14 protein-coding genes are annotated in these 19,828 nt (G+C 70.4%); 8 read left to right on the top strand and 6 right to left on the bottom strand.

Annotated elements, in window-relative coordinates; genetic code table 11:
- Positions 1 to 41: 41 nt before the first annotated feature.
- Both M9979_RS03295 and M9979_RS03290 read left to right on the top strand, forming a co-directional pair.
- A complete protein-coding gene (locus M9979_RS03295; RefSeq protein WP_254287913.1) occupies positions 42 to 2,009 on the top strand; it encodes an autotransporter assembly complex protein TamA in 1,968 nt (655 codons plus the stop codon).
- On the top strand, positions 2,006 to 6,121 hold the full coding sequence (locus tag M9979_RS03290; RefSeq protein WP_254287912.1) for a translocation/assembly module TamB domain-containing protein: 4,116 nt from the start codon (positions 2,006 to 2,008) through the stop codon (positions 6,119 to 6,121). The genes M9979_RS03295 and M9979_RS03290 overlap by 4 nt, the downstream gene beginning before the upstream one ends.
- Positions 6,122 to 6,228: 107 nt before the next feature.
- Here the strand turns inward: M9979_RS03290 and M9979_RS03285 are convergent, their stop codons facing one another.
- Positions 6,229 to 6,573 carry a DUF6481 family protein gene (locus M9979_RS03285; RefSeq protein WP_254287911.1) on the bottom strand — a complete coding sequence of 115 codons (345 nt, stop codon included), beginning with the start codon at positions 6,571 to 6,573 and terminating at the stop codon, positions 6,229 to 6,231.
- A 142-nt stretch (positions 6,574 to 6,715) separates the two neighbouring features.
- Here M9979_RS03285 and M9979_RS03280 point away from each other — a divergent pair, with 142 nt between their 5' ends.
- Positions 6,716 to 7,384, top strand: a complete 669-nt coding sequence (locus tag M9979_RS03280; RefSeq protein WP_254287910.1) for a spermidine synthase — start codon at positions 6,716 to 6,718, stop codon at positions 7,382 to 7,384.
- A gap of 141 nt (positions 7,385 to 7,525) precedes the next feature.
- Here M9979_RS03280 and M9979_RS03275 read toward each other — a convergent pair whose 3' ends face one another.
- Entirely contained in the window at positions 7,526 to 8,950 is a 1,425-nt protein-coding gene (locus M9979_RS03275; RefSeq protein WP_254287909.1) for an aldehyde dehydrogenase family protein, read from the bottom strand.
- 114 nt (positions 8,951 to 9,064) lie between these two features.
- On the opposite strand from M9979_RS03275, the gene M9979_RS03270 reads away from it, so the two are divergent.
- Both M9979_RS03270 and M9979_RS03265 read left to right on the top strand, forming a co-directional pair.
- On the top strand, positions 9,065 to 10,042 hold the full coding sequence (locus M9979_RS03270; RefSeq protein WP_254287985.1) for a quinone oxidoreductase family protein: 978 nt from the start codon (positions 9,065 to 9,067) through the stop codon (positions 10,040 to 10,042).
- Between the two features lie 98 nt (positions 10,043 to 10,140).
- Complete coding sequence (locus M9979_RS03265) at positions 10,141 to 13,524, top strand: glycosyltransferase (protein WP_254287908.1); 3,384 nt, start codon at positions 10,141 to 10,143, stop codon at positions 13,522 to 13,524.
- A 24-nt stretch (positions 13,525 to 13,548) separates the two neighbouring features.
- Here the strand turns inward: M9979_RS03265 and M9979_RS03260 are convergent, their stop codons facing one another.
- Positions 13,549 to 13,854 carry a hypothetical protein gene (locus M9979_RS03260; protein WP_254287907.1) on the bottom strand — a complete coding sequence of 102 codons (306 nt, stop codon included), beginning with the start codon at positions 13,852 to 13,854 and terminating at the stop codon, positions 13,549 to 13,551.
- Positions 13,855 to 13,965: 111 nt separating this feature from the next.
- On the opposite strand from M9979_RS03260, the gene modA reads away from it, so the two are divergent.
- Genes modA through M9979_RS03245 form a run of 3 tightly spaced genes read left to right on the top strand, consistent with a single transcriptional unit; the run spans position 13,966 to position 15,999 of the window.
- On the top strand, positions 13,966 to 14,718 hold the full coding sequence (gene modA, locus M9979_RS03255) for a molybdate ABC transporter substrate-binding protein (protein ID WP_254287906.1): 753 nt from the start codon (positions 13,966 to 13,968) through the stop codon (positions 14,716 to 14,718).
- Entirely contained in the window at positions 14,718 to 15,407 is a 690-nt protein-coding gene (modB, locus tag M9979_RS03250) for a molybdate ABC transporter permease subunit (RefSeq protein WP_254287905.1), read from the top strand. Before modA ends, modB begins: the two co-directional genes overlap by 1 nt.
- A complete protein-coding gene (locus tag M9979_RS03245) occupies positions 15,397 to 15,999 on the top strand; it encodes an ATP-binding cassette domain-containing protein (RefSeq protein WP_254287904.1) in 603 nt (200 codons plus the stop codon). The genes modB and M9979_RS03245 overlap by 11 nt, the downstream gene beginning before the upstream one ends.
- A 238-nt stretch (positions 16,000 to 16,237) precedes the next feature.
- Here the strand turns inward: M9979_RS03245 and bglX are convergent, their stop codons facing one another.
- The 3 genes from bglX to rplM form a co-directional block, all read right to left on the bottom strand.
- Positions 16,238 to 18,463 carry a beta-glucosidase BglX gene (gene bglX, locus M9979_RS03240; protein ID WP_254287903.1) on the bottom strand — a complete coding sequence of 742 codons (2,226 nt, stop codon included), beginning with the start codon at positions 18,461 to 18,463 and terminating at the stop codon, positions 16,238 to 16,240.
- A 249-nt stretch (positions 18,464 to 18,712) separates the two neighbouring features.
- Entirely contained in the window at positions 18,713 to 19,261 is a 549-nt protein-coding gene (gene rpsI / locus M9979_RS03235) for a 30S ribosomal protein S9 (RefSeq protein WP_254287902.1), read from the bottom strand.
- Positions 19,261 to 19,740, bottom strand: coding sequence for a 50S ribosomal protein L13 (gene rplM, locus M9979_RS03230; protein ID WP_254287901.1), 480 nt, complete (start codon positions 19,738 to 19,740; stop codon positions 19,261 to 19,263). The genes rpsI and rplM overlap by 1 nt, the downstream gene beginning before the upstream one ends.
- Between the last annotated feature and the right edge of the window lie 88 nt (positions 19,741 to 19,828).

Genomic DNA, 19,828 nt, shown 5'->3' with positions numbered 1-19,828 from the left:
ATGGGGCTGTCGCACGCGCGCGGCCCGCGCTAGGACGGGGCATGGCGTCGCGTTTGGGGTGGTTCGGGCTGGGCGCGACTGCCGTGCTTCTTGTTGCCCCACCGCTCGCGGCGCAGACCGGCCCTGCGCAGACCGTGCCGGCTGCCCCGCCCGCGTCGGCCGCTGCCGATCCGCCGCTCGACCCCAATGCGCCGCTCGCGCCGCTGCCCGATATCGGCGTCGCCTGGCCCGATCTCGGCACCGGCACCGCGACGACCAATGTCGTGCAGACCACCGATGGCGCCGCCGAGACGCGCTATGCGTGGCGGATCGACGGGATCGATGCCGCCGCGACGCCGCTGCTGCGCCAGCGCTTCGACGAACTCTCCACGCTGTCCGCCAACGATCGCAGCGCCGCCAATGCCGCGCAGCTCGACCGGCGGGCGCGCGAGGACGCCGACCTGCTCCAGACGCTGCTGCGCGGCGAGGGCTATTACGACGCGCGGGTGACGACGCGGGTCGAGCCGGGGGCGAAGCCGCTGGTCGTGCTCGCCGCCGAGCCGGGCACGCTCTACCGCTTCCGCGACGTGACGCTCGGCGGGATCGCGGCGGCGGACGGCAAGGCGCCGGCGCTGCGCGACGCGTTCGGCGTCAAGGCGGACGATCCGGTCAATGCCGATGCGATCGTTGCGGGCGAGGCGCGGCTGAAGACGCAGATCGGGCAGGCGGGCTTTCCCTTCGCCGACGTCGGCGAATCGCAGATCGTCGTCGATCGCGCGGCGAAGACCGCGACGCTCGCGCTCGCCGTCGCGCCGGGTGGGGCGCGGCGCTTCGGACAGGTGGTGGCGTTGCCCGGCAACCGCGTGTTCGACGCGGACCACGTCCAGGATATCGCGCGCTTCGCGCCCGGCGATCCCTATGACGCCGCGTCGCTCGACGATTTGCGCCGCGCGCTGATCCAGACCGGGCTCGTCTCGTCGGTCGAGGTGAAGCCGGTGGAGAGCGCGACGCCGGGTGCGGTCGATATCGGCGTCAAGCTGGAACCCGCCCCGCCACGCACGATCGCGGGCGAGCTGGGCTATGGCACCGGGGAGGGCGCGCGGTCGGAGATCAGCTGGACGCATCGCAACCTGTTCCCGCCAGAGGGCGGACTGACGCTGCGCGGCGTGCTCGGCACGCGCGAACAGCTCGGCAACATCGTCTTCCGCCGCAACAACGTGAACGGCCGCGACCGCGTGCTGACCGCGCAGCTCGCCGCCAGCCATGTCGTGCGCGACGCCTATGAGGCGAAGACCTTCACGCTGGCGGGCGGGCTGGAGCGGCAGACGACGATCTTCTTCCAGAAGGCATGGACCTGGTCGCTGGGCGGCGAGCTGCTCGCCTCGGACGAGCGCGACGTCATCGCCGCGACCGGCGAGCCGCGACGGCGCACCTTCTTCATCGCCGCGACGCCGACCAGCCTCAACTACGACGGCTCGGACGACCTGCTCAATCCGACGCGCGGCTTTCGCCTCGGCGGCCGGTTCAGCCCGGAGTTTTCGTTGCAGGGATCGGCGTTCGGCTATGCGCGACTACAGGTCGATGGCAGCGCCTACCAGCCGGTCAGCCCACGCGTCGTGCTCGCCGAGCGCGTCCGGCTGGGGTCGATCCTCGGCGCGCCGCGCGACCGGATCGCGCCGTCGCGGCGCTTCTACGCGGGCGGCGGCGCGTCGGTGCGCGGCTATGGCTATCAGGCGATCGGGCCGCGCGACGTCAACAACGATCCGATCGGCGGGCTCAGCCTCGCCGAATTCTCGATCGAGGCGCGGGTCAAGACGTTCGGCAATTTCGGCATCGTCCCCTTCCTCGACGGTGGCACGATCTACACCAGCGCGCTGCCGCGCCTGTCCGATTTCCAGTACGGTGCCGGGGTCGGCGTGCGCTATTATTCCAACTTCGGGCCGATCCGCCTCGACGTCGGCACGCCGCTCAATCCGCAGCCGGGCGACAGCCGCATCGCGGTCTACGTGTCGCTGGGGCAGGCGTTTTGAGGCGCTGGCTGCGGCGGATCGGGATCGCGCTCGCGGCGCTGGTCGCGGTGTTCGCGCTGGCGCTGGTCATCGTCGATACCGACGTCGGCCATCGCTGGGTGGCGCAGCGGATCGGCGCGATCCGTACCGCCAACGGCCTGCGCTTCACGATCGGCCGGATCGACGGGTCGCTGTACGGCAAGGCGCGGTTGAAGGACGTGCGCGTCCACGATCTCGACGGTCTGCTGGTGCAGGCGCCGGCGGTGACGCTCGACTGGGCGCCGTGGCTGTGGCTGCGCAATCGGTTGGTGATCGAGCGGCTGGCGATCGCGCAGGCGACGCTGTTCCATACGCCGCACACCCGCCCCTCGGCGAAGCGCGGGCCGATCCTGCCCGATTTCGACATCCATATCGGATCGCTGGCGATCGACCGGCTGGTGCTGGCGAAGCCGGTGCTCGGCAGCGAGCGCGTCGGGCGGGTGGCCGGCCGCGCGGATATCCGTCGCGGGCGGGCGCTGGTGCGGCTTGATGCGCTGGTCGCCGGGTCCGACCGGCTGGCGGTGCGGATCGATGCGGCGCCGGATCGCGACCGGTTCGATATCGACGTGCGCGCCGGCGGCGCGGCGGGCGGCGTGCTGGCACGTGCGATGGGGCTGAAACGCGCGGTGACGCTGGAGGTCGGCGGCGATGGTAGCTGGTCGCATTGGCGCGGGCGCGCGATCGGTCGGGCGGGGACGACGCGCGCGCTCGACCTCGCGCTCGCCGCCGATGCCGGACGCTACACGCTGTCGGGTGATGTCGTCACCGCCGGCCTCGTCGGCGGATTGGCGCAGCGACTGGCGGCCCCCCGTGTACGCGTGGCGGGGCAGGCGACCTTCGCCGGGCGACGGCTCGACGGCACGCTGGCGCTGCGCAGTCCCGCGCTGGCGCTGGAGGCGGCGGGGATCGTCGATCTCGGCGCCAATGCGTGGCGCGACGTGCGGCTGACCGCGCGGCTGCTGCGGCCGGCGGTGGTGATCCCGGCGATGAGCGGCAGCGGCGTCGTGCTGCGCGCGGTGCTCGACGGCGATTTCGCCACCGCGCGCTTCGACTATCGGCTGCGTGCCGACCGGCTGGCGGTGGACCGGACGGGGATGAGCGTCGTCCGGCTCGCGGGCAGCGGCCGGCTGGGGCAGCGGGTGCTGACGATGCCGGTGCGCTTCACCGCGGCGGAGGTGACCGGCGTCGGCGCGGTCGCGGGCGGCGTGCTGCGCAACCTCAGCCTCGACGGGCCGCTGCGGCTCAACGGTTCGCTGCTCACCGGCGACGCGCTGCGGCTGCGATCGGACCAGCTCGCCGCGCGGATCATGCTGGCGCTCGACCTCGCCACCGGCCGCTACGAAGTCGGGCTCAGCGGCTCGCTCAACCGGCTCTACATCAAGGGGCTGGGGGTGGTCGACCTGCGCTCCGACCTGCGCGTCGTGCCCGGGGCGGGGGGCAAGGGCACGCGGATCGTCGGACGCGGCATCGCGCAGGTGGTGCGGCTCGACAACACTTTCCTGCGCGGGTTGACCGGCGGACTGCCGCGGATCGTCACGGGACTCGAGCGTTCGCCCGATGGCATGCTGCGGTTCACGAACATGGTGCTGACCTCACCGCTGCTCACCCTGCGCGGCAACGGCTATCGGCGCCGCGACGAGACCTTCCATATCGAGGCGGTCGGGCGGCACGGCAAATACGGCCCGGTCACGCTGCGGCTGGACGGCAAGATCGACCGGCCGACGCTCGACCTCGTCTTCGCTGCGCCCAACGACACGCTCGGCCTGTCGCAGGTACGTGGCCACCTCGACCCGACGCCGACGGGGTTCGTCTGGCGTGCCGAGGGCGGCTCGCGGCTCGGCCCGTTCACCGCGGCGGGATCGATCCTGCTGCTGCCTCCCGGTGTCGACGATATCCTGGTGATCGACCGGCTGGCGGTGAGCGGCAGTACCGCATCGGGCCGGCTCGCGATGGGCCATGGCGGCTTCGCCGGCACGCTGGCGGTGGTCGGCCCGGTGTCGGGCGAACTGCTGTTCCGCCCTGTCGATACGGTGCAGCGGATCGAGATGCACCTCGACGCCGCCAATGCGCAACTGGCGTCGGCGACGCTGCGGCGCGGGCACCTCGACGCGGTGCTGCTGCTCGATCCCGCCGGCACGACGCTGGAGGCGACCGCGACCGGGCAGGGGCTGCGGCAGGGGCGGCTGAGCCTTGCGCGGTTCGCCGGCAATGCGCGGCTGCGCGGCGGCGCAGGCGAAGTGCGCGCGTCGATCGCCGGATCGCGCGGCCGGGCGTTCGACATCCAGACCGTCACGCAGGTCGCGTCGGATCGCTATGCGGTGATGGCGCAGGGGACGCTCGACCGTCGGCCGCTCAAGCTCATCACCCCCGCGGCGATCACGCGCGAGGGTGACGGCTGGCGGCTGGCGCCCACCAAATTGAGCTTCGCCGGCGGGCAGGGCGAAATCGGCGGGCGGTTCGGCGGGGGAGGCATGGCGATCGACGCGTCGCTGACCGCGATGCCGCTCGCCATCCTCGACATCGGCTTCCCGCGGCTGGGGCTCGGCGGTACCGCCTCGGGCAGCTTCTTCTATGCGACCGCGGCGGGGCAGGCGCCGACCGGCAAGGTCGATCTGACCGTGCGCGGATTGAGCCGTGCGGGGCTCGTGCTGTCGTCGCGGCCGATCGACCTCGGCCTCGCCAGCGTGCTGTCCGCCGACCGCCTTGGCGTACGCGCGGTGATGGCGTCGGGCGGCAAGACGATCGGCCGCGCGCAGGCCTTGCTGCGCCCGCTCGGCGCGGGCGATCTCGCCGACCGCATCGCCGCTGCGCCGCTGTTCGCGCAGCTCCGCTATCAGGGGCCAGCGGATACCCTGTGGCGGCTGACCGGGGTCGAATTGTTCGACCTGTCCGGCCCCGTCGCGATCGGTGCCGACGTCAGCGGCCGCATCGGCGCGCCGGTGATCCGCGGCGTGCTGCAGGCGAACGGCGCGCGGATCGAGAGCGCCAATACCGGCACCGTGCTGACCAACGTCGTGGCATCCGGCCGCTTCGGCGGATCGAAGCTGCAGATCGACCGCTTCGCCGCCGACGCGGGCAAGGGCGGGCGCGTGACCGGCAGCGGCGGATTCGACTTCGCGGCGGCGAACGGCATCGGCCTCGACATCCGCCTCGCCGCCGATCACGCCGTCATGATCAACCGCGACGACATCGGGGCGACCGTCACCGGCCCGCTGACCTTCACCTCCGACGGCACCGGCGGCCGGATCGCGGGCGACGTCGTGCTCAACCGCAGCCGCTACCGGCTGGGGCAGGCGAGTGCCGCCACCGCCGTGCCGCGGCTCAACATCCGCGAGATCAACCTGCCCGAGGGCGGCGAGGAGGACGAGGTGCCGCTTGCCCCCTGGACGCTGGCGATCCGCGCGAAGGCGAACGACAAGGTCATCGTCAGCGGCCTCGGCCTGTCGAGCGAATGGTCCGCCGACGTCGCCATCGCCGGCCAGCCCGCCAACCCGGCGATCACCGGCCAGGCGACGCTGGTGCGCGGCGACTATGAGTTTGCGGGTCGCAAGTTCGAGCTCGCCCGCGGCATCATCCGTTTCGCCGGCGAGGTGCCCGCCAATCCGGCCCTTGATATCGAGGCGAACGCCGACACCACCGGCCTCAGCGCATCGATCCGTGTCACCGGCACCGCGCTGAAGCCCGAGATCGGCTTTTCCAGCGTCCCCGCGCTGCCGCAGGACGAGCTATTGTCGCGCCTGTTGTTCGGCACCTCGATCACCAAATTGTCCGCGCCCGAGGCGCTGCAGCTCGCCGCGGCGGTCGCGGCGCTGCAGAACGGCGGCAACGGCCTCAACCCGATCAACGCGGTGCGCCGCGCGGCGGGGCTCGATCGCCTGCGCATCCTGCCCGCCGATCCGCAGACCGGGCAGGGCACGTCGATCGCCGCGGGCAAATACGTCACGCGGCGGCTGTATGCGGAGATCGTCACCGACGGTCAGGGCTATTCCGCGACGCAGGTCGAGTTCCAGGTGACGCGCTGGCTGTCGCTGCTGTCGAGCATCTCGACGCTCGGTCGGCAGAGCGCCAACGTCCGCGTGTCGAAGGATTATTGAGCGCGCGGGCACCGCATCTGCGGAATGCACCGGTCGCGCGTCGTCAAGCCCCGGCCCGTGACGCGGCGTCCATCGGCGGCCCCCGACGCGGCGGGGGCCGGCCGGCGTTACTTCTTGCGGGCCTTTCGCGCGGCGTAGCGTGCGTCGCGGGCGGCCTTCATCTCGGCCTCGGTCGGGATCTTCGGCTTCGCCTTGGCGGCGGCTTCGGCGGCGGCGAGCGCGGCGGCTTCGGCGGCGGCCTTCTTCTCGGCGATCGCCTGTTCGCGCGCGGCCTTCTTCTCGGCACTGGCCTTCAGGCGGGCGGCTTCCTTCGCTTCCGCGGCGGCGCGGCGCTCGGCGAGCACCGCCTCGTCGACCGGCGGACGCGACTTCAATTTCTCGAGCGCGGCCTGCTTGGCCTGGGCGGACAGCGCGGCGCGCTCCTGGAACGTCTGGGGCTTATAGGCTGGCATGTGGGGAATAGGGGTCCTTGATCGTGGGCGCTTTCGCATCGCGCGAGGCGTTCCGCGGCGCGCGTTACAGCAAAACGCCGCATTCTCCAAAACTATGCCATAGGGCGGGCGCCCATTCCCGAAGAAAGACGGAAAAAACGCCATGACGCCGCGCGAACTGCTGGGAATTGCCGAGGTGCCGGGCGGCGAGCCGCTGCGATTGTTCCGGCGCGGCGGCGACTTCATGATCGTGCTCGAGCGCAACGAATTGATGAACAGCCGGATGAGCGGGTCGGAAGAGGCGCTCGCGACGATGACGATCGACCGGCTGGCGACGAAGGCGCCGCATCTGCTGGTCGGCGGCTATGGCATGGGCTTCACGCTGCGCGCGGCATTGGCGAAACTGGGCGCGCAGGCGCGCGTCACCGTCGCCGAACTCGTGCCCGAGATCGTCGCATGGGCGCGGGGACCGATGGCGGACCTGACCGCCGGCGGCCTCGACGATCCGCGCGTCGACGTGCGCTACGGCGATGTCGCGGATGCGATTTGCGAAGGGGCTGGGCGGTACGACGCGATCCTGCTCGACGTCGACAACGGCCCGGACGGGCTGGTCCGCGCCGCCAACGACCGGCTCTATGCGGCGCGCGGGCTGGCGGCGGCGCGGAGCGCGCTGCGCCCGGGCGGGGTGCTGGCGGTATGGTCGGCGGCGAAGGACGCCGCCTTCGCCCGCCGCCTGCGCGAGGGCGGCTTCGCGGTGGACGAGGTCACCGTCCGCGCGCGCAGCAACGGCAAGGGCGCGATGCACACGATCTGGTTCGCAAGCGCGCGGTAAGCCCGCCAAACATACCCTGTCACCCCGGACTTGGTCCGGGGTCCACTGTGCCGCGGGCGCATCGGCAAGAGCATCATACCGTGTGCCTGCCGCCCGGTGGACCCCGGAACAAGTCCGGGGTGACGCACATGGTGGGAAGCCTTACCCCGGCTCGCCGACGATCGTCTTGACCTCCATGAAATCGGCGATGCCGTATTTGCCGCCCTCGCGGCCGTTGCCCGATTGCTTGTAACCGCCGAACGGCGTGCCGATCGTCCCGCTCCACGCGTTGATCGTCACCAGCCCAGCGCGCAGCCGCGGCGCGACGGTCGCCGCGTCGGCGGGATCGCCAGAGATCGCCGCGGACAGGCCGTATTCGGTCGCGTTGGCGAGTCGGATCGCCTCGTCACGGGTCGCATAGCGGGTGATCGTCGCGACCGGCCCGAACGTCTCCTCGCGCGCGATGCGCATCTCGGGCGTCACGTCGGCGAAGACGGTCGGGCGGACGAAATAGCCCGCGTTGCGCCCGTCCGGGCGGCCGGTGCCGCCGGTGACGAGCGTCGCGCCCTCGTCGATCGCCGACTGGATCAGGTCCTGGATCTTGTCGAACTGCGCCTTGTTGACCACCGGGCCGATATGCGCGCCCATTTCGGCGGGATCGCCGACCGGCGTCGCTTCGAAGATCGCCTTGGCGACGGTGGCCGCCTCGTCCGCCTGGCTGTCGTGGACCAGCAGGCGCGTCGGCGCGATGCAGCTCTGCCCCGAATTGGCGAGCACGCCCTGCAGCGTCGGCGGCAGCACGCTGGCGAGGTCTGCGCCCTCCAGCACCAGATTGGGCGCCTTGCCGCCCAGTTCCTGATGCACGCGCTTGACGGTCGCCGCCGCCGCCTGCGCCACCGCGATCCCCGCGCGCGTCGATCCGGTGAAGCTGACCATATCGACCTTCGGATGCTGCGACAGCGCCGCGCCCACCGTCGGCCCGTCGCCGTTGACGAGGTTGAAGACGCCTGCCGGCACCCCCGCCTCGTGCAGGATCTCGGCAAGGATCATCGCGCAACTCGGCGCTTCCTCCGACGGCTTCAGCACCATCGTATTGCCCGCGGCGAGCGCCGGCGCGACCTTGGCGCAGATCTGGTTGAGCGGCCAGTTCCACGGCGTGATCATCGCCACCACGCCGACGGGTTCGTGCACGACGCGCGCCTTGCCGACCTGTTCGGAGAAGCTGAACTCGCGCAGCGCCTTCACCGTGCCCATGATATAGCCGAGCCCCGCGGGCGCCTGCGCGGCTTGCGCGAAGCCGATCGGCGCGCCCATCTCCTGGCTGACCGCCTTGGCGAGGTCGGGGATCCGCGTCTTGTAGACCTCGACGATCCGGTCGAGCAGGTCGGCGCGTTTTTCCGGCGTGGTCTGCGAAAAGCTCTCGAACGCGCGCGCCGCGGCGGCGACCGCCTTGTCGACGTCGGCTTGCGTGCCGAGCGTGATCGTCGTCACCGGCTGTTCGGTCGAAGGATCGATCACCTGATGCGGGCGGCCGCCCTCGCTCGCTACCCAGGCACCGTCGATATAGAAGCTCAAGGGATCGGTCATCGCGTCGCTCTCCATGGGTTCTGCTTTGCCGGCAGGATGTGCGACGCCGGCGGAAAGGTTGCAACCCGAAACGCGTGTCGGCCGTTTCGAGGTGGGTATGAAAGGACAGGCATGATGAGCGAACGCGTGGCACGGATCACCCGCACCGGCGGGCCGGAGGTGATCGAATGGGTCGACGTCGACCTGCCGCCGCCGGCCGCGGGCGAGGTCCGCATGCGCCACCATGCCGTCGGCCTCAACTATATCGACACCTATCACCGCAGCGGCGTCTATCCGGTCGACTTGCCTGCCGGGCTCGGCAGCGAGGCGGCGGGCGTGGTCGAGGCGGTGGGCGAGGGCGTCACCGACTTCGCGGTCGGCGACCGTGTCGGCACCTTTGGCCCGACCCGCGGGGCCTATGCGACCGCGCGCAACGTCGCCGCGACGCAGTTGCTCCGCCTGCCCGACGCGGTCGGCGACCGTACCGCCGCGGCGCTGCTGCTCAAGGGCTGCACCACCGAATGTCTCGTCGAACGCTGCGCGCGCGTGCAGCCGGGGCAGGCGGTGCTGGTCTGGGCCGCGGCGGGCGGCGTCGGACAATTGCTCGTCGGCTGGCTGAAGGCGATCGGCGCGACCGTCATCGGCGTCGCCGGATCGGCCGACAAGGCGGCGCATGCGCGTGCCGCCGGCGCCGACCATGTCCTCAACCACCGCGACGAGGATATCGCCGCCCGCGTGCGCGCGATCACCGACGGCCGCGGCGTCGCGGTCGCCTTCGACGGCGTCGGCCGGGCGACGTGGGACGCGACGCTCGCCGCCACCGCGCGACGCGGGCTGGTCGTCAGCTACGGCAATGCCGGCGGCGCGGTCACCGGCCTCAACCTCGGCACGCTCGCGGCGAAGGGCTCGCTGTTCGTCACTCGCCCGACATTGTTCGACTATTATGTCACGCCCGACGAACGGCAGGCCGGCGTCGCCCGCGTCTTCGCCATGCTGGCCGATGGCGCCATCCGCCCCGACATCGGCCAGACCTTCGCCCTGGAAGACGCCGCTGACGCGCATCGTGCGCTGGAAGCGGGCGAGACCCGGGGGAGCAGCGTGCTGCTGGTGTGATTTTCGTCATCCAGAGGCGCTTCGATGACGGCTTTGTCATCCGCGCGTCTTGATCGCGCCACGGACTTTGACGCATGGCGGCATGCGGAGTGTCCCGCATGTCTCAGCATCCCGTGTTCTTCGACGCCAGTGGTCGGCGCAAACGGCGGTTCACGCTGGGCGTGGTCGCGTTCATCGTGCTGCTGCTGCTGGCCATCGGCGTCTTCGCGGTGTCGATCGGCGCCGTGCCCGTCGCGCCACTGCTGCCGGTCGAGGTCGAGCACCCACCGCTGCAACGGCTCGCGCCGCCGCACGGGGTGATCCGCCGGGCACGGCGCAGCATCGCTTATTATGAGAACCGGTTGTTCGGGACCGGCCGCGGCACCGCGTCCGCGTCGGGCAACCCGTCGCTCGCCATCGCCTTCCACACCCCCTGGGACCCGTCGAGCGCGGCGAGCCTCAAGCGTCACGTCGAACAGCTCGACTGGGTGATCCCCGGCTGGGTCTCGGTGACGGGGGCCAACCACAGCATCACCGTCTTCCGCGACGCTACGGGGCGGGCGATCCTCAACCGGGCGGTCCACCGGCCTGTCGTGGTGCCGATGATCCAGAATGCGATCAACGGCGAATGGGACGGCGCGGGCACCGCCGCGCTGCTCGCCGATCCGCGCGCGCGGGCGACGCTGCTGGCGAAACTGGTGCCATGGCTGGCGGCGAACCGCGCCGGCGGCATCTTCTTCGACTTCGAGGAATTGCCGGCGGGCGCGCAGGCGAACTATCGCACCTTCCTCGCCGAGGTGCAGCGTCAGTTCGCCCCGCGCGGCTGGGTGGTGGCGATCGCCGCGCCGGTCGGCAATGCGGATTGGGACCTGCCGGCCTATGCCAGGGTCACCGACAAGGTGTTCCTGATGGCCTATGACGAGCATGAGACGTCGGGGCCGGCGGGGCCGATCGCCTCGCAGCACTGGTTCGCCGAACAGGTCGCAACCGCCGCGCGCGGTATTCCGGCGGCGAAGCTGGTCGTCGCGGTCGGCTCCTACGCCTACGACTGGCACGACGGCGGCGGCGAACCGCTCAGCATCGAAGAGGCGTGGCAGACCGCACGCGATTCGGGCACCGTGCCCATGTTCGATCGCGCGAGCGGCAACAGCGGCTTCGCCTATCGCGAGGGCGATACCAGCCATGTCGTCTGGCTGCTCGACGCGGCATCGGCGTACAACCAGATCGCCTTCCTGCGCCGCGCCGGGGTCAGCAGCGTCGCGCTGTGGCGGCTGGGATCGGAGGATCCCGGCCTGTGGTCGCTGTTTGGGCGCGATCATCGCACCCTGCCGCCGGTGTCGGCGATCGACGCGATCCCCGCCGGTACCGAAGTCGATATCGAGGGCGCCGGCGAGATCCTGAAAATCGGCGGCACCCCGGTCGCCGGCGTCCGCCGCGCGACCGCCGCCCCGGACGGCAGCATCGCCGACGTCCGCTTCGACCGCCTGCCCTCGCCCTATGAGGTCGACCGCACCGGCTATCGCAGGAAGCAGATCGCGCTGACCTTCGACGACGGTCCCGATCCGACCTGGACGCCGCAGGTGCTCGACGTGCTGAAACAGCGCCACGTTCCGGCGACCTTCTTCATCATAGGCGAGAATGCGCTGACCCAGCGCCCCCTGCTGCAGCGCATGATTCTGGAGGGGCATGAGGTCGGCAGCCACACCTATACCCATCCCAACCTCGCCACCGCATCGCCGGGGCAGGTGATGTTCGAGCTCAACGCCAACCAGCGGCTGTTCCAGGCGTTCACCGGCCGCTCGCTCCGCCTGTTCCGCGCGCCCTATTTCGGTGACGCCGAACCGACCACCGCCGACGAAATCCTGCCGGCGTTGCAGGCGCAGCAGCGCGGCTATATCTCGGTCGGGCTGCACGTCGATCCCGGCGACTGGAAGCGGCCGGGCGTGCAACAGATCATCGACGCGACGATCGCGCGGATCACCAGCGCGCCCGACAATTGCACCAGCGATTCGGATGCCGATTGCAGCCGCAACGTCGTGCTGCTCCACGACGCCGGCGGCAACCGCGCGCAGACCGTCGCGGCGCTGCCGGTCATCATCGACCGGCTGCGCGCGATGGGCTATCATTTCGTCCCCGTCTCGACGCTCGCCGGCCTGTCGCGCAATGCGTCGATGCCCCCGATCAGCGCCAGCGACCAGCTTGCGGCGCGTGCCGATCTCGCGCTGTTCACCGCGCTCGGCGGGCTGGTGATCGGCCTGCGCTGGCTGTTCATCATCGCGATCACCGTCGGCATCCTGCGCGCGCTGGCGCTGTCGGCGCTGGCGCTGCTCCAGGCGCGGCGCGAGGGGCGGACGGTGTTCCCGGCGATCGACCCCACCCGCTTCGTCACAGTGATGATCCCCGCATACAACGAGGAACGCGTGATCGAACGCGCGGTGCGCGGTGTGCTCGCCTCGACCGACGTGGCGATCGAGGTGCTGGTGATCGACGACGGGTCGAAGGACGCGACCTCCGCCGTGGTGCGCGCCGCGTTCGGCGACGATCCGCGCGTCCGCCTGCTGACGCTGCAGAACGGCGGCAAAGCGCGCGCGCTCAACACCGCGCTGGAACAGGCAAAGGGCGAGATCGTCATCGCGCTCGACGCCGACACGCAGTTCGAACCGACGACGATCGCGCGGCTGGCGCGCTGGTTCGACGATCCGGCGCTCGGCGCGGTGGCGGGCAATGCCAAGGTCGGCAACCGAGTCAACATCGTCACCAAATGGCAGGCGCTCGAATATATCACCGCGCAGAATCTCGAGCGGCGCGCGTTCGCGCGGCTCAACGCGATCACGGTGGTGCCGGGTGCGGTCGGCGCATGGCGGCTGGCGGCGATCCGGCAGGTCGGTGGCTATCCGCACGACACGCTGGCCGAGGACCAGGACCTCACCATCGCGATCCAGCGCGCCGGCTGGCGGGTGCAGTACGACCAGTATGCCGTCGCCTGGACCGAGGCGCCCGAGAGCTTCCGCGCGCTCGCCAAGCAGCGGTTCCGCTGGGCGTTCGGCACCCTGCAATGCCTGTGGAAACACCGTTCCGCGATCGGCGGCAGCAACCCTCGCGGGCTCGGTTGGGTCGGGTTGCCGCAGGCGATCGTCTTCCAGATCCTGCTTGCCGCGATCAGCCCGATCATCGACCTTGCGCTGCTGGTCAGTTTCCTGACGACCTATGTCGACATCCAGGCGCATGGCTGGGCGCAGACCAGCCACGACGTGTACACGATGCTCGCCTTCTGGCTGGTGTTCACCGCGATCGACCTGCTCGCCGCCACGATCGCCTTCGCGCTCGAACGGCGCGAGAAGTGGCGGCTGCTCTGGCTGCTGATCCCGCAACGGATCGGCTATCGGCAGGTGATGTACTACGTCGTGCTGAAGGCGATCGCCCAGGCGCTGCGCGGACCGATGGTCGGCTGGGGCAAGCTGCAGCGCACCGGGCGGGTGCAGGCAGCCGGATCGGCGCATTAGGCACGGGACGGATCGCCAGCGGCGTCAGGCGAGACGATGCGGCGAAGGGTCGCCCCGTTCTACGACGAGCGCGCGCGCGGCCGCGGCGTGATGCAAGCGATAGGATGCGGTGACCTCGTCGAGGGCGCGACCGGTCTGTGCGGCGAGCGCGGCGCATACCCCCGCTTCGTCGTGACGAACCAGCAAGGCCGTCGCTACATGCATGTCCAGACCCAGTTCCCCCGCCAGCGCGCGCGTCGCCCGGGCACGGACGCGAAAGGCGAAGTCGACCAGGCGTGAGGTCTCATATTCCTCTTTGCGATGCAAAGCGGCGGCGAGATCGAACGTCATGCCGGCAGGATAGCGGCATGAAGCGGCTGTCGCCATGGCCGATAAGGAGATGCGCCGACCGCCCCGCGCTGTATACCCGAATGATCGACCGTAGCCGACCAAGGTGCCCGCATGATCCGATCGTTGCTGATGTTCCTGACGCTGCTGGCGGCCGCACCGGCGCTGGCGCAAGGCAAGCCGCCACTGGTTCTCGCCGCCGCCAGCCTGCAGGAATCGATGAACGCGGCCGCGGACGCCTGGGCGACGGCTGGGCATCCGCGCCCGGTGATCTCGTTCGCGGCGTCGTCGGCGCTGGCGCGGCAGGTGGAGGCTGGGGGCGATGCCGATCTGTTCGTGTCGGCGGATCAGGAGTGGATGGATGCGCTCGCCGCCAAGCGGCTGATCGTCCCGGCGAGCCGCGTCACCTTCCTCGGCAACCGGCTGGTGGTCGTCGCGGCGAAGGGCAATCCGGTGCGCATCCCGGTGCGACCGGCCGCAGCGCTGGCGAAGGTGCTGGCGGCGGGGCCGCTGGCGATGGCGGACGCACCGGTGCCGGCGGGCAAATACGGCGAGGCGGCGCTGCGTTCGCTCGGTGTGTGGGCCACGGTCGCACCCAAGGTGGTGCGCGGCGACAGCGTACGCGCGGCGCTGACGCTGGTCGAGCGCGGCGCCGCGCCGCTCGGCATCGTCTATGCGACCGATGCCAAGGCGTCGCGGGCGGTGCGGATCGCGGGCGTCTTCCCGGCCGGCAGCCACCCGCCAATCACCTATCCCGTCGCGCGGCTGGCGCGATCGACCAATCCGGAGGGCGAAGCGTTCCGCCGCTTCCTCGTCAGCCGCGCCGGCAAGGCCGTCTTCGTTCGCTATGGATTCATCGCGCGCTGATGCTGACGGCGGCGGAATGGGGGATCGTCGCGCTGTCGCTGAAGGTCGGCGGGGTGGCGATGGCCGCGGTGCTGCCGATCGCCTTCGCGCTCGCCTGGGTGCTGGCGCGGGTGCGGTTTCCGGGCAAGCTGCTGCTCGATGCGGTTGTTCATCTGCCACTGGTCGTGCCGCCGGTCGTCACCGGCTGGGTGCTGCTGCTCGCCTTCGCACCGGCGGGGCCGCTCGGCGGGTGGCTCGAGCGCTGGTTCGGTGTCAGCGTGCTGTTCCGCTGGACCGGCGCGGCGATCGCGGCGGGGATCATGGCGCTGCCGCTGATGGTGCGTGCGATGCGGCTGTCGATCGAGGCGGTCGACCGGCGGCTGGAGAGCGCGGCACGCACGCTCGGCGCGGGACCCACGCGGGTCTTCTGGACGCTGACGCTGCCGCTCAGCCTGCCGGGCGTGCTGGCCGGCGCGGTGCTGGGGTTCGCGCGCTCGATCGGCGAATTCGGCGCGACCATCACCTTCGTCAGCAACGTGCCGGGCGAGACGCAGACGCTGCCGCTGGCGATCTATTCGGCGTTGCAGCAGCCGGGCGCGGAGGCGACGGTGTGGCGGCTGTCGGCGATGTCGGTGGGCTTGAGCCTGATCGCGCTGCTGGTGTCCGAGCTGCTGACGCGGCGCGTGCGGCGGGGTCTGCATGTCCTTTGAGATCCGCGTGACCAAGCGGCTGGGCGAGGCGGACGTGTCGCTCGACCTGACCGCGGGCGAGGGGCTGACGGTGCTGTTCGGGCCGTCGGGGATCGGCAAGACCAGCGTGCTCAACATGGTGGCGGGGCTGCTGCGTCCCGATGCCGGGCGGATCGCGGTGGCGGGGCGGATGCTGTTCGACGATGCGGACGGCATCGACGTCGCCCCCGAGCGGCGGCGCGCGGGCTATGTCTTTCAGGAGCCGCGGTTGTTCCCGCACCGCCGGGTGCGCGCGAACCTGCTCTACGGCGCGGCGGACGAGGACGGGCTGGCGGCGACGGTCGCGATGCTGGGGATCGGCCACCTGCTCGACCGCTGGCCGCGAACGCTGTCGGGCGGCGAGGCACGGCGCGTGGCGATCGGCCGCGCGTTGCTCAGCGATCCGGCATTCCTGCTGCTCGACGAGCCGCTGTCGTCGCTCGACCGCGGGCGGCGGGGCGAGATCATGGACGCGATCCTGCGCGTGCGTGATGAGGCCGGGTTGCCGATCTTGATGGTGACGCACGATCCTGACGAGGCGGAGCGGTTGGGGACGCGGATCGTGGGGGTTTAGATACTTCCCGGCACGGGGGGCTATCGCACAACGGCAATTGCCTGGCGTCACGGTTCCCCATTCCTCCGTCACCCCGGACTTGTTCCGGGGTCCACTTGCCCGCAAGCGTAGGACAAGATGCTCTGACTGTCCGCTTGCCGAACAGTGGACCCCGGAACAAGTCCGGGGTGACGCAGCGTTTTGGGCAATCGATCGGTTACCAGATCATAGGTGATAGCCTGCCGGGGCGGGGAGGATCCTAGACCAACTCGAACTGCTTTTGTTCACCACCCACCGAACTCGTCGCGACCCACACGTGGAACGTGCCGGGTTCGACCACCCACTTGCCATCCATCCAGAAGCGCAGGTCCTCGCGCGTCAGCGTGAAGCGCACCTGCTTCGACTGGCCGGGCGCCAGGCTGACGCGCTGGAAGCCCTTCAACTCGCGGATCGGGCGGGTGTGGCTCGCGACGACGTCGTGGATGTACAGCTGCACGACCTCGTCGCCCGCACGGCTGCCGGTGTTGGCGACGGTCGCGGTCACCTCGAGCCGGTCGTTCATCTGCGCCGGCACGACGACGTTCGACACCGCGAAGCCGGTGTAGCTGAGCCCATGCCCGAACGGGTACAGCGCCTCATTGCGCGTCTCGCGATAGCGCGCCTTGTATTCGGACAGCGGGCCGTCGGGCTGCGGGCGGCCGGTGATCTTGTGGTTGTAGAAATAGGGTTCCTGCCCGCTGAACACCGGGAAGCTGGCCGACAGTTTGGCGGACGGATTGACGTCGCCGAACAGCACGTCGGCGATCGCATTGCCGCTTTCCGAGCCGAGGAACCAGGTGGCGAGGATCGCCGGTGCGGCCTTCACCGCACCCTCCAGCGCCAGTGCGCGGCCGTGGCGGAGCAGCACGACGACGGGCTTGCCGGTCGCCGCGATCGCCTCGGCGAGCGCCATCTGCGCCGGCGGCACGGTGATCTCGACGCGCGCCTGCGCCTCGCCCGACATCAGCTGCGTCTCGCCGATCGCGAGCAGCACGACGTCCGCCGCCCGCGCCGCCGCGACCGCCGCATCGATGCCGCCGGGGATGGCGGCCTCGACGTCCGAACCCTTCACCACCGTCACGTTCGCCTTGCGGTTGCGCAGCCCCGCGGCGATCGAGACGTTGAGCGCCTTGTCGGCCATGAACGCCCAGGTGCCGACGACATTGTCGGTATCCTCGGCGAACGGCCCCACCAGTGCGATTCTGGCCGTCTTCGCGAGCGGCAAGACGTTGCCATCGTTCTTGAGCAGCACGATCGACCGCGCGCCCGCCTCGCGGCTGAGCTTGAGCATCGCCGGGGTCGCGACGCTGGTCCGCTCGGCCTTCTGGCTGACCGAGCGATAGGGATTGTCGAACAGCCCGACCCGTTCCTTGAGATGGAGCACGCGGCGTACGCCCTCGTCGAGCCGCGCGACCGGCACCTCGCCCTTCTCGACCAGGTCGGGCAGCCACAGATTGAACAGGTTGGACTGCATGGCCATGTCCATGCCGGCGAGGAACGCCTTCTTGGCGGCGTCGCGGCCGTCCTTGGCGTAACCGTGCGCGATCAGTTCCTCGTCGGCGGTATAGTCGCCCACCACCATGCCGCCAAATTTCCATTGGCCGCGCAGCAGGTCGGTCATCAGCCATCTGTTGCCCGAGGCGGGCACACCATCGATGTCGTTGAACGCGCTCATCAGCGTCGCGACGCCGGCGTCGACCGCCGCCCTGAACGGCGCGAGATGGACCTCGTGCAGCGTCGACGGACTGATTTCGGTATAATTGTACTCCATCCCGCCCGACACCGCGCCGTAGGCGGCGAAATGCTTGGCGCAGGCGGCGACGCGGGTCGCGTCCTTCAGATTGTCGCCCTGGAAGCCCTTTACGCGGGCGACACCGAGCAAGGTACCAAGATACGGGTCCTCACCCGATCCTTCGGCGACGCGGCCCCAGCGCTGGTCGCGTGCGACGTCGACCATCGGCGCGAAGGTCCAGTGGATGCCGAGTGCGGTGCTCTCCAGCGCCGCGGCGCGCGCGGTGCGCATCGCGAGGTCGGGATCGAACGCGCACGCCTCGGCGATCGGGAGCGGATAGGCGGTGCGCAGGCCGTGGATGACGTCGCCGGCGAAGATCAGCGGGATCTTGAGCCGCGTCTGCAGCGCCGCATCCTGCGCCGCCTTGGCGCCCGCATAGCCGACGCCGTTGAACAGCATGCCGATCGCGCCGGTCCTGATCTTCGCCAGCTGTTCGTTGGCGCCGCCGCTGGCGAGGCCGGGATTGAACGGTACGCCGATCGGGCGGATCTGGTCGGAGAAGCACGACAGCTGCCCCGCCTTTTCCTGCGGGGTCATCTTCGCGATCAGAGTTTCGATCCGGTTGCTCTGCGCGAAGACGGGAGCGCCGAGCGTCAGCCCGGCGATGGTCGCACCGCCGCTGAGAACCTGACGGCGATCGAGGATGGCGGGCATGACGGGGGCTCCTGCGCGTGTTCTGTCGTTGGACCCGCGGCTAGACCCGGTGCCGGGCGAGGGCAACCCGTTCGGCCCTTCCGCCATCGCCAGCAACGGTCGCGCAACGCAAAAGGGCGGCCCATCGCTGGACCGCCCCTTTCGGAACTCGACGTCTGGCCACGCCGTCGGACGTGAACGGCTTCGCCGTTCCCGCCGCCCGCCGCGGCCTGTCCTTGGATTGCTGGTGCAATCCAAGGTGGCCCGCACTTAGCGCTTCGAGAACTGGAACGAACGACGTGCCTTCGCACGGCCATACTTCTTACGCTCGACCGTACGGCTGTCGCGGGTCAGGAACCCGGCGGCCTTCACCGGCGCGCGCAGGATCGGCTCGAAGCGGGTCAGCGCCTGGCTGATGCCGTGCTTGACCGCGCCGGCCTGGCCCGACAGGCCGCCGCCCTTGACGGTGCAGACGACGTCATACTGGCCTTCGCGTTCGGTGATGCCGAACACCTGGTTGATGACGAGGCGCAGCGTCGGACGCGCGAAATAGACTTCCTGGTCGCGGCCGTTGATCGTGATCTTGCCCGAACCCGGCTTCAGCCAGACGCGCGCGACGGCGTCCTTGCGGCGGCCGGTCGCATAGGCGCGGCCGAACTTGTCGAGGATCTGCTCGCGCAGCGGCGTCACCGGCAGGACCTGCGTCGGGGCGGCGGGGGCCTCGCCATCGGTCGTGATCGCGGGCGCACCGGCGGTCGCCGGCGCCGGCTGCTGCGTCAGCGACGCGAGGTCGGAAAGGGACTGGCGATTGTCGGTCATTACGCGCCCACCTTGTTCTTGCGGTTCATGCCCGCGATATCCAGAGCTTCGGGGTTCTGGGCCTCGTGCGGATGCTCGGTGCCCTTGAAGATGCGCAGGTTGCGCATCTGCTCGCGACCCAGCGGCCCGCGCGGGATCATCCGCTCGACGGCCTTTTCGAGGACGCGCTCGGGGAAGCGGCCGTCGAGGACCTTGGCGGCGGTGATGCCCTTGATGCCGCCGGCATAGCCGGTGTGCTTGTAATAGACCTTCTTCGCGGCCTTGTTGCCGGTGAAGCGGATCTTGTCGGCGTTGATGACGATGACGTTGTCACCGCAGTCGACGTGCGGGGTGAACGACGGCTTGTGCTTGCCGCGCAGGATGTTGGCGATGATCGATGCGGTGCGGCCGACCACCAGGTCGGTGGCATCGATGATATGCCACTTCTTCTCCACCTCGTGCGGCTTGGCCGACTTGGTGGTCTTCATGAGCGCCTTCATGGGCGTAGACCTTTCGGTTTGAAACGATACACGCCGCCCCGAAGGACGGCGTGGTTGACGGCGCTACTGCTGGAACGCCTCCCGAAAG

Origin of the sequence: Sphingomonas liriopis (assembly GCF_024211255.1) — a bacterium.
Lineage (GTDB): Bacteria > Pseudomonadota > Alphaproteobacteria > Sphingomonadales > Sphingomonadaceae > Sphingomonas > Sphingomonas liriopis.
This window is presented reverse-complemented; position numbering and strand designations above follow the sequence as displayed.